Origin of the sequence: Mesorhizobium sp. LCM 4576, from assembly GCF_001854815.1 — a bacterium.
Taxonomy (GTDB): domain Bacteria; phylum Pseudomonadota; class Alphaproteobacteria; order Rhizobiales; family Rhizobiaceae; genus Mesorhizobium; species Mesorhizobium plurifarium.
Genome location: NZ_MDDT01000033.1, coordinates 40,694 through 50,391 on the forward strand (window position 1 = coordinate 40,694; position 9,698 = coordinate 50,391).

At 65.8% G+C, this 9,698-nt stretch carries 10 protein-coding genes and 1 pseudogene; 5 read left to right on the top strand and 6 right to left on the bottom strand.

What is annotated here, in order from left to right; genetic code table 11:
- Positions 1-7: 7 nt before the first annotated feature.
- Genes LCM4576_RS20615 through LCM4576_RS20630 form a run of 4 tightly spaced genes read left to right on the top strand, consistent with a single transcriptional unit; the run spans position 8 to position 4,361 of the window.
- On the top strand, positions 8-1,012 hold the full coding sequence (locus LCM4576_RS20615; protein ID WP_071034277.1) for an Ldh family oxidoreductase: 1,005 nt from the start codon (positions 8-10) through the stop codon (positions 1,010-1,012).
- Positions 1,009-2,664: a hypothetical protein gene (locus LCM4576_RS35915; protein WP_116390044.1), complete on the top strand. Its 1,656-nt coding sequence runs from the start codon at positions 1,009-1,011 to the stop codon at positions 2,662-2,664. The genes LCM4576_RS20615 and LCM4576_RS35915 overlap by 4 nt, the downstream gene beginning before the upstream one ends.
- Complete coding sequence (locus LCM4576_RS20625; protein ID WP_071031029.1) at positions 2,661-3,239, top strand: DUF3726 domain-containing protein; 579 nt, start codon at positions 2,661-2,663, stop codon at positions 3,237-3,239. Before LCM4576_RS35915 ends, LCM4576_RS20625 begins: the two co-directional genes overlap by 4 nt.
- Before the next feature lie 15 nt (positions 3,240-3,254).
- The gene (locus tag LCM4576_RS20630; protein ID WP_071031030.1) at positions 3,255-4,361 is read left to right on the top strand and encodes a hypothetical protein; all 1,107 of its coding nucleotides are present in this window, start codon (positions 3,255-3,257) and stop codon (positions 4,359-4,361) included.
- Between the two features lie 70 nt (positions 4,362-4,431).
- Here the strand turns inward: LCM4576_RS20630 and LCM4576_RS20635 are convergent, their stop codons facing one another.
- Positions 4,432-4,698 (bottom strand): hypothetical protein, encoded by a 267-nt coding sequence (locus tag LCM4576_RS20635; protein ID WP_131803272.1) that lies wholly within the window; start codon positions 4,696-4,698, stop codon positions 4,432-4,434.
- Positions 4,699-4,829: 131 nt separating this feature from the next.
- Here LCM4576_RS20635 and LCM4576_RS20640 point away from each other — a divergent pair, with 131 nt between their 5' ends.
- Positions 4,830-5,093, top strand: a complete 264-nt coding sequence (locus tag LCM4576_RS20640) for a hypothetical protein (protein ID WP_040991486.1) — start codon at positions 4,830-4,832, stop codon at positions 5,091-5,093.
- Positions 5,094-5,192: 99 nt separating this feature from the next.
- Here the strand turns inward: LCM4576_RS20640 and LCM4576_RS20645 are convergent, their stop codons facing one another.
- From LCM4576_RS20645 to LCM4576_RS20665, 5 genes and pseudogenes are all read right to left on the bottom strand, one after another.
- Positions 5,193-6,431, bottom strand: coding sequence for an MFS transporter (locus tag LCM4576_RS20645; RefSeq protein WP_071034278.1), 1,239 nt, complete (start codon positions 6,429-6,431; stop codon positions 5,193-5,195).
- A gap of 152 nt (positions 6,432-6,583) precedes the next feature.
- Positions 6,584-7,684, bottom strand: coding sequence for an aminotransferase class I/II-fold pyridoxal phosphate-dependent enzyme (locus LCM4576_RS20650; RefSeq protein WP_071031124.1), 1,101 nt, complete (start codon positions 7,682-7,684; stop codon positions 6,584-6,586).
- Between the two features lie 203 nt (positions 7,685-7,887).
- Positions 7,888-8,349, bottom strand: a complete 462-nt coding sequence (locus tag LCM4576_RS20655; RefSeq protein WP_071034279.1) for a MucR family transcriptional regulator — start codon at positions 8,347-8,349, stop codon at positions 7,888-7,890.
- Between the two features lie 208 nt (positions 8,350-8,557).
- On the bottom strand, positions 8,558-9,262 hold the full coding sequence (locus tag LCM4576_RS20660; protein ID WP_071034281.1) for an ROK family protein: 705 nt from the start codon (positions 9,260-9,262) through the stop codon (positions 8,558-8,560).
- 17 nt (positions 9,263-9,279) lie between these two features.
- A pseudogene (locus tag LCM4576_RS20665) lies at positions 9,280-9,698 on the bottom strand (glucose-6-phosphate dehydrogenase); the annotation flags it as partial.

Here is a 9,698-nt window from a genome sequence, read left to right on the forward strand (position 1 = left end):
TGATCGGATGACACGACTGACCCAAGCCCGAATCGAGACGCTGGCTTCGGCCGCCCTGCTTCGCCACGGCGCCAGCGAGCGCCAAGCCGGTGCGCTCGCCGCGGCCATCGCGGCGGCCGAACGCGACGGCCTGAAATCGCATGGCCTGATGTATCTGCCGACCTATTGCGAGCATCTGACCTGCGGCAAGGTGCTGGGGCAGGCCGAGCCGCGCCTGACGCAGCCGGCTCCGGCGGTCGTCGCCGTCGATGCCGCAAACGGCTTTGCCCATGCGGCCATCGCCCTCGGCCTGCCGGCGCTTATCGAGGCGGCGCGCTCGCAAGGCGTGGCGGCGCTTGCCATCCGCAATTCCTACAATTGCGGCGCGCTGGGCTATCACACCGAAAACATTGCGCGGAACGGGCTTGTCGGTCTGGGATTCACCAACGCGCCGGCCTCGATCGCGCCCTGGGGTGGCCGCAAGGCGGCGCTGGGCACCAATCCATGGTCGCTGGCGGTCCCGGACGGGCGAGGCGGTGCGCGCTTCGTCATCGACCAGAGCGCCAGCGTCGTCGCCAAGAGCGAGGTCATCAAGCGCGCCCGCGCCGGCGAGCCGATCCCTGCCGGCTGGGCCTTCGACGCAAGCGGCGAGACGACCACCGATGCCGGCGAAGCCTTGAAGGGCACGATGGCGCCGGCCGGCGGCTACAAGGGCGTCGGCTCGGCATTGCTGGTGGAGATCTTCGCCGCATGCCTGACCGGAGCCAATCCCGGGCTTGTCGCCAGCCCCTTCTCCGGCACCGCCGGTGGCCCGCCTGGAACCGGCCAGTTCTTCTTGGCGGTCTCGCCCGATACGACGTCGACCGGAGCGTTCGCGGGGAATCTGGAAACCGTTGCCGGCGCTTTTGCCGGCGAAGCAAGGCTGCCGGGCGTGAAGCGTTTTGGCGCGCGAGAGCGGAATGCAACCGAAGGCATCGAGGTGGCGGCGGAGACGCTCGCCACGCTCGAAAAGCTGGCCGGGACCGCCGCATGACGGCGATCGCGCTGCGCCCGCCGGAGGTCGTCATGCGGCTGCAGCGGCTTGGCGCCGCGCATCCGACGCGTCTCAGCTTCCTGCGCCAGCTGATCCGCCGCGCCACCAGGGAAAAATGGCGCGTGCGCAAGCACCTGTTCGACCTGGACGACAATGGGTTCGGGCGCGCGGTCTATGCGGTCGAGACGCCGGCAAGGACCTACAGCCTGGTCGCCTTCTCGACGCCGCTCGACGACGAGGAGCGCTCCGACCGGGTGATCGCGCAGGCCTGGGACACCAGCTACGTGCTTTACGACGGATTGCCGGACGCCGCCGAGATCGCGCGGCTGGAGGCAAATGCGCCGCTGCAGGAGGCGGGCCGCTACACCAATCGCGAGCTCGTGCTGGCGCGCGCCAACAAGAGCGTGCGGCTGTTCGAGGACGTGGTTTCGGCGCTGGCGCGGGGGCGGCAGCCGGACGAGGAGCAGCTGCTCGGCGTCGGCTATCTGCTGCGCACCACGGCCGTCTACGGCAACGGCAAGTTCGGCATCGCCGACCGCGACGAGATCGCCGGGCGCCCGGAACTTGCCGGATCCTTCCAGGCGGAGATGCTCACCGTCTGGCTGATCCGGTCCTTCACGCTCGACCTTGTCGATCACATCGCCTGTCGCCGCAACCCGGCCGGCGCGGCAAGGCTGGCGTCGGACTTGCGCCGGGCGCTCGGGGTCGGCAATGCGACGGGGCTCGGCATGGCGCCCTTCCTCGTGCGCCATCCGCTGTTGACGCATAGCTGGTTCCTGGCCCGTGAAACCGCGCTGGCGCGGGTGCGGGCAGAGCCGCATGCCGGCGCGGCGGAACGGATGATTTTTGCGCAAGCGCTCGCCGATTTGTCGCGACGCGTCGCCCGCTGGCACAGCGACGATGATCGCCAGGCCGCCGCGACCATGTCGCTGGCCGCCGATCTCGATGCGCTGACCGAAAACCTCGACCGGCTCCTGGCGAAACCCCGGCCCTGGGACGCGGTCTATCGCTTCGCGGAAGACAATTTTTCGCTGGAAGGGCAGGAAGCCTGCGTCTCGCTGATCCTCGAGCCGCATGGCGCGCTGGTCGACGAACTCGGCGACACGATGAAGGCCGACGAGACGCCTGGACATGCGATCGACGGCAGCGTCACCTGCGCTTCGCTTCGCCAGGCGCTTCTCGACGCCTATTCCTGGGCGGCTGATGTCGATTTCGCCGACCCGGCTGCCAGTGCGCGCTTCTGGTATGTATCGGCGGAGAAGCTCGAGCCCCGGCTCGGCGAGCGGTTCGAGGAGGACGGCGCCGAGCTCGAACAGCCTTTGGCCACCGCGCGCGATGCGCTCAGCCTGGCGGCCGCGCTGGCGCAGGAACCACAATCGGCCAGTGTCGCCGACTTCCTGCTGCGTCGGCCGGAATGGCGCCATGCGGTGCGGCGCGCCCAGATCGTCGCCAGGTTTCCCTACGCCGAGATCCACGACAATCTGATCGGCGCCGACTTGCGGCCCGTCGACATATTGCGCGCCAAGCTGGCGTTCTTCGGCGCGCGCAGTTTCGATCCGCGCTCCGACCGCTGGCTGCGGATCGCGCTGTTCAGCGGCGAGCCGCTGATCGAGGATGTCGCCGCCATGGCGACCGCAGGAGAGGCCGCGTGATCGAGCTCTCGCTCAACGAAGTGGAGACGCTGGGCGCCAAGGCGGCCCGGGGCGCCGGATTTTCATGGGGACTGGCCGAGGATATCGGTCGCGCGGCGCGCCGGATCGCGGTTGAGGACGACGATTGGGGCGTGGCCATGCTGAGCCTCGCCGAAAACGCGCAATCCCTCGACCCGCCTGATCCTGCCCGCGCGGCGCGCTGGCGAAAGGGCGAGCCCGACAGGCCTGCCGAAAGGCCGCTCTGTCCGATCCGAACAGCGGCCTTGCTGCTCGACGATCCGCTTCCGGCAAGCGCGCTGCCGCTGACAATCATCAATGTCGGCCTGCCAATGTGGCTCGACGCCATGCTGCGCCGCTCGGCCATGCGCGTGGCGCGGCCGGTCGGGCTGGTGGCGCGCGCCGATGTCGTCGTCGAACACCGCGCCGACATCGATCAGTCGGCCACGGGCCGGCGCGGCGCGATCGACGAGCGGACGCTTGCGGCGCTCAATTCCTTCGCCGCCAGAACCTATGTGCCGGAAAGCGAAAGGTCGCGCGTGCGCGGAGCCGGCGGCGGCCGGGTGGACGATGAATAACAAGGGGAGAACCAAATGAGCGCAGCCGACGGCCAGAAGATCGCCATGCGTGGAGCGGGCTATTACTCGGCCAACACGGTCGGCGCCAAATATGTCATCGACAAGGTCGGCGATCTCGTCGTCAAGGCCGTCGCCGGAATGCCCCGGCTGGCCGATGGCCAGCCTTTCGCCGTCGCCGATTTCGGCGCGGCCGACGGCGGCACCTCGATGGACATGATGCGGCGGCTGGTCGGCGCCGTTCGGGAGAGGGAACCGAACCGGGCGATATCGATCACCTATACCGACCTGCCGCACAACGATTTCTCGACCCTATTCCGGTTGAGCCAGGGACTGCTTGGCACCTCGACGGAGGTTCCGCTGGCCGAGACGCCCGGGCTCTACATTTTCGGCAGCGGCACCAGCTTCTACCGCCAGATCCTTCCCGACAATTCGCTATCGTTCGGCTTTTCCGCCACCGCGATGCACTGGATCAGCACGCGGCCCTGCATGATCGCCGACCATGTCCAGGCGGTCGGCGCGACCGAGGCCGAGCGCGCGCAGTTTCGCGCCCAGGGGCTGCGCGACTGGGAGACGATCCTGCTGGCCAGGGCCCGTGAGCTGAGGTCCGGCGGCCGGCTGGCGCTGGCCAATTTCTGCGTCGACGAGGAAGGCCGCTATCTCGGGCACACGACCGGGGTCGACATGTTCGACAGCTTCGCGCGCCATTGGCGCGATTTGCTTGCGGCGGGGCGGATCGGCGAGGCGGAATATGTCAACGCGACGTTCCAGCAGTTCTACAAGACGCCGGACGAGTTCGCGGCGCCCTTCCGCGATCCCGCTTCGCCGGTGTCGCGGTCAGGGCTGAGGCTCGAGAATATCTTCACCATGGTGACGCCATGCCCCTATGCCGAGGCCTTCCGGGTCCATGGCAACGCACAGGCCTTCGCCAAGGCCTATGTGCCGACGCTCCGCTCCTGGTCGGAAACCGTCTTTGCGAACGCGCTCGATCCCTCGCGTCCCTCCGGTGACCGTGCCGCAATCGTCGACAATCTCTACGGCGCCTACGAAGCCGATGTCGCGCGCGCCCCCGAAGGCCACCGGATGGACTACGTCCATTGCGTGACGGAGATCGTCAAAGAGTAGGGATACCGCCATCGCGAACTTCGCGCGGCTCAGTATCAGGTGCTTATCTGAAATCCCGGGTTAAAGGGTTTCAAGCCGCTGGTTCGGCAGTGAGCTCCTGGATTTTCCCGAGAAGATTTTTGACGAGCAGCTGGTAGGTGCGGGTGAGTTCGTCCGGCGACAGTTCAACTCTGATGTCGTACTTGCCGGAATAGTTCACCTGGAGATCGACGGTTCCGAACAGCGTCGTTGCGCCATCGCGAATGTCGGTCGCCACGATCATGTTCGCCAATGGCTGATCCAGCAGAATGACGCCTGGTTCTCCGGGATGATTGTGCGTTGTCGTGCGTATTTTCACAACGTAACCCTCCTGTCAGGTGAGAGCCCGCCTCGCTACATCAGCATCGGGCCCTGTCCAAAATAGAAGCCATCCCCTCGAAACGCGAGGAACAAAAATGGATGGTATCGGCGCGGCCACGAATCTGTGTTATGCGCCGCCCGATCAAGCGAAGGACGACACACGTGAACGAACTGACCGTGGCCGAGGCGACCGAAAATATCTATGCCTCACTCCGAGCGGACAATGCCGACCTCGATGCGCATATCGCGACGCTCAAGGCAGCGCTGGCACGGGAGGGGAAGAAACAGGCGGTGTTCGATCCGGCCAAGTTGGCGCAGAACAACCGCGCCGGCCGCAAGTTGATGCAGGCCTATTTTCGGCAGCGCGGCATCAGCGTGAGCTTTTCGGAGTAGATCGGCTCCCGACCTGCGCTTCCGCGCTCGTGCCGTCGCAGCTCAACTGCAATTCCATGTCTCTATGGGCCGATGCGTGCCGTCGGCCTGATCCGCCAGTCAATTGCGGCTGTTGAGATGCCGGACCTGCCGCAGCGCGGGGAACAGATATGCCCACAGGCCGGCGACGGCGACGGCGCCGATGCCGCCGATCACCACGGCGGGAACCGTGCCGATCAGCGCCGCCATGGTGCCGGCGCGGAATTCGCCGACCTCGTTGGAGGCGCCGACGAAGACCTGGTTGACGGCGTTGACGCGGCCGCGCACCTCGTCGGGCGTCCAGAGCTGGATCAGCGTCTCGCGGATATAGACGCTGAACATGTCGGTGGCGCCGAGCAGCGCGAGCGCCGCGATCGACAGCCAGGTGACGGTCGAGACGCCGAACAGCACGGTGAAGGCGCCGAACAGGGCGACGAAGCCCAGCATGATCTTGCCGGCGTGGTCGCGGATCGGGTGGCCGGCTAGCCAGACGGCGACGCAGATGGCGCCGATGCCCGGTGCCGAGCGCAGCAGGCCGAGACCCCAGGGGCCAAGCTCGAGGATGTCGCGCGCATAGACCGGCAGCAGCRCCGAGGCGCCGGACAGGAGCACGGCGAAGAGGTCGAGCGAGATCGCGCCGAGCACGATCTTCTCGCCCCAGATATAGCCGAAGCCGGCAAACAGCGTCTGCATCGTCGGCTTGTCGGTGGCCGTCTGCTGGGCGGGCTTGGGGATGGTGAAGACGAGCAGCGCCGCGACCAGCATCAGTATGGCGGCGGTGGCATAGGCGACTTCAGCCGAAACGCCGTAGAGCAGGCCGCCGGCGACCGGGCCGACGATGGTCGCGGTCTGCCAAGCCGAGGAGTTCCAGGCGATGGCGTTGGCGAAATCCTCCTGCGGCACCAGATTGGCGACCAGCGAGGACGATGCCGGTCCGTAGAAGGCGCGGGCGATACCGAATATGGCGAGCACGACGAAGATTGGCAGCGGGCTGCCAGGGCCGCGCAGCGTCAACACCAGGAGAGCGAGCGCGCAGCCGGCCTCGACGAGCGACGACAAAGTCATGATCAGGCGGCGGCCAAAACGGTCGGCGACGACGCCGGTGACCAGCACCAGGAGCAGCGAAGGCAGGAACTGGACGATGCCGACAATCCCGAGGTCGAAAGGATTGCGCGTCAGATCGTAGATCTGCCAGCCGACGGCGACCGACACGATCTGGGTGGCGAACGTCGTGAGGAAGCGCGCCGTCCAGTAGCTGAGATACGGTCGGTGCCGGAACGCGGCGTAGCGCTGGTCTGGTGACGTTGCTTCGACGGTCATGGTTCGAGGGCCCCGTTGCGACAACGGCCGGCGGGGCACTTCCACGGTGGGCGCTGGTCCGGCCGCAATCCTTTAGCCCAGTTCGCCAAGCCATGCGCGCAAAAAATCCGCGCCGGATCAAAGAAAATCGAATTTTTTGCCCGGATGGCGGCTCAGTCCCGCAACGCGGCGGATATGGCGTCGAGCCCGCCGCGCAATTCCGTTTCCGTCGGCCAGCCGAAACCAAGGCGGAAGAAGCGTTTCGGCATCTCGAACCAGTGGCCGGGACCGACATAGGTGCCGTGCTGCTCCAGCAGCCTCGCGTAGAATTTGTCGAGGTCGAAGCCGGCATCGACGTTGAGCCGCGGAAAGCCGACGACGCCACCCTGCGGCCGCACCCAGTCGACCAGTGTCTCGCCGTCGATCCAGGCTTGCACGATGTCGCGGCGCCTGGCCATGTCCGGCAGCAGCGAGGCCAGGAAGGCGTCACGGCGTTCGAGCGTGGCGCGGGCGATCGCCTCGTCGATGACGCTGCCGCAGATGCCGATCTGCTCCTTGGCGGCGAGGAAGGTTTCCTGCAGTTCCGGATCCCGGGTCACCAGCCAGCCGATGCGGATGCCCGGAATGCCGAAGGCCTTGGACAGCGAGCAGACGCTGATGGCGCTGGGGCTGAGCGACGCCGCCGCGGGCAATCGTGTCCCAAAGGAAAGGTCGCGATAGGTCTCGTCGACCAGCAGCCGGCATTTGCGGCTCTCGGCAAGCGCGACCAGCGCATCGAGATCGGCGCGTGCCATCATCGTGCCGGTCGGGTTGTGCGGGCAGGTTACGCTGATCAGCCTGGTGTTCGGACGGATCTCTGCCTTCACGCGCTCGATGTCGACGGCAAAGCCCTGGTCGAAGTCGACATCGACATAGGAGATGGCGCAGCCGATCGCCTTCGGCGTCTCGATGTTGGTGGCGTAATTCGGCCGCACGACGACGAGATGGTCGTTGGCCGACAGCAGYGACGTGGCGATGATGAACAACGCGCCTGCGGCACCCGCCGTCACCAGCACATCGTCCGGGGAAAGGCCTCTGTCTTGCCCGGCGATCAGCGCGCGCAACTCCCTGTCGCCGCGATGCTCGCCATAGAACAGGGTGAGGTCCGGAAGCGTCAGACCGATGTCGGAGAGCTTCTGGTCGGCGATCGAGCTTTCGGAGAGGTTGTAGCGGATGCGGTCGTAGCCGTATTCCTCCGGCGCTTCCTTCTCGATCACCATCCTGGCGTAGTTCATGGCCGGCTCCCCCATTGGAGCGCCTCGCCGTCTCGCGGAAACGGTAAATCGCTCCATTTCTTGTTTTTACGCAATTCCGGACGGAAAACCGTTTTTGCACTTTTCCTGGAATTGCTCGCCTTATCCAAGCCACAAAAGCACGAAGCCTGCCAAGGCGGATTCCTCGGCAGGCTTGCTTAAACCATTGGTGCAGGCGCGTTATTTCAGGCGGGCGCCTTGGCCTTCCGGCCCTTGGCGGGCTTCGCCGGCTCCGGTTCCGCCTTGCGTCCGAGGCCGATCGACTTGGCGAGCTGCGAGCGCGAGGCCGCATAGTTGGGAGCGACCATCGGGTAGTCGACGGGCAAGCCCCATTTGGTGCGGTAAGCTTCGGGCGTCAGGCCGAAATGCACGCCGATATGGCGCTTCAGCGATTTGAACTTCTTCCCGTCCTCGAGGCAGATGATGTAGTCCGGCGTCACCGAGCGCCTGGGATTGACGGCGGGGACCGGCGGGGGCGCCGCGGGCTCCGCCGGCTGGCTGATCCCGCCGATCGAGGAGGCGACGCTGGCGATCAGTCCGCCCAGGTCCGAAGCGGGCAGGCGGTTCTTCGCGACATAGGCCGATACGATGTKAGCGGTGAGTTCGAGCAGGTCGACTTCCTTGGCTGTGCTGGTGTCCTCGTTCACGTAATCCCTCCATTTCTGCCGCAAGGCCGCGAAACCGATCCGGTTGTCGCGGTGTACAATATCAAGGCGCTGCGAGCGTTGTTGGCGAATTCTGAAAAGCCGCAGGGGCCGCAGGCCGGCGAATTCCTAGTCGGCAAATCTGCGTGGCGCAACGTTTTGTCGCGTCAATACACGCTGTTTTGAACAATTATACTGAAATGTAACAATATCAGACGACCAGCGCCTTGTCGCGCCATAGACGAAATCCACCCTCGAAAGCGCGAGTGTTGTCGCCGCGCCGGGATTTTTCAGGCAATTCATCGAGCTTGTCGACATTGCCGCCGCCGATCACGACATAGTCCGGCTGCAAGGCGGCGCGAAGCCTGCCGACCACGTCGAAAACGTATTTGCGCCATTTCTTCTTCCCGTGTTTCACAAGGCCGCGCTCGCCGACATAATCCTCGAAAGTCGCTCCCTTCTTGTAGGGCAGATGGGCAAGCTCCATGGRCTGGCCGACATTCTTGATGATCATGGYGGCGCCCAGGCCTGTGCCGAGGCCGAGGAACAGCATGCGGCCGCCGTCATAGCTGCCGATCGCCTGCATCAGCGCGTCGTTGACGAGCTTCACCGGCATGCCGAAGGCGGCGGTGAAATCATAGCCGTTCCAGCCCTTGCCGAGATTGAAGGGATCGAGCGAGGGCTTGTTGTCCTGCACGGGGCCGGGATAGCCCATCGAGATGACGTCATAGTCCAGCCCCTCGGCCAGTTTCTTGACCGAAGCGACGACCTGGTCCGGGGTCAGGCTTGGCCCCGAGGGGGTGCGGCGCATCTCGCCACCCACGCTGGTGAGGATCTTCACATGCGAGCCGCCGACGTCGATGGTGAGCACGATCGGATCGCCGCTCGCCGCGGCTTTCTTTGCTGCCTTGGCCATTTTGTCCTCCCCGGAAATTACTTGGTCGGATTGATCCAGCCGTCGGGCGGGCCGAAGCCGTGCATGGCATCGGCCGGCCCCCAGGTCTTGGGCGCATAGATTGCCGGCGCCGTGGTGTCGCCGAGCACCGGCCCGACGATGCGCCAGGCAAGCTCGGCCGCATCCTGGCGCGTGAAGAGCTGGCCGTTGCCGTTCATGGCGTCGCCGATCAGCCGCTCATAGGGCGGCATGTCGCCCTTGGAGTCGTCGAGCGCGGTCAGCTCCACCTGCTCGCCGACCATGTCGTCGCCGGCTCTCTTGCGCTGGGCGCCGATCGAGATCGCCACCTGAGGATCGATGCGGAAGCGGACATAATTGGCGTCGGACGGCTTGATCGGATCGAAGACGTCGAGCGGCGGCCGCTTCAGCCGGACGATCACCTCGGTGGCGTGCACCG

Excerpts from the sequence above, each read along its gene's own strand:
- LCM4576_RS20615 (WP_071034277.1), top strand. The coding sequence starts at position 8 with ATGACACGACTGACCCAAGCCCGAATCGAGACGCTGGCTTCGGCCGCC.
- LCM4576_RS20640 (WP_040991486.1), top strand. The coding sequence starts at position 4,830 with ATGCGCCGCCCGATCAAGCGAAGGACGACACACGTGAACGAACTGACC.
- LCM4576_RS35915 (WP_116390044.1), top strand. The coding sequence starts at position 1,009 with ATGACGGCGATCGCGCTGCGCCCGCCGGAGGTCGTCATGCGGCTGCAG.
- LCM4576_RS20630 (WP_071031030.1), top strand. The coding sequence starts at position 3,255 with ATGAGCGCAGCCGACGGCCAGAAGATCGCCATGCGTGGAGCGGGCTAT.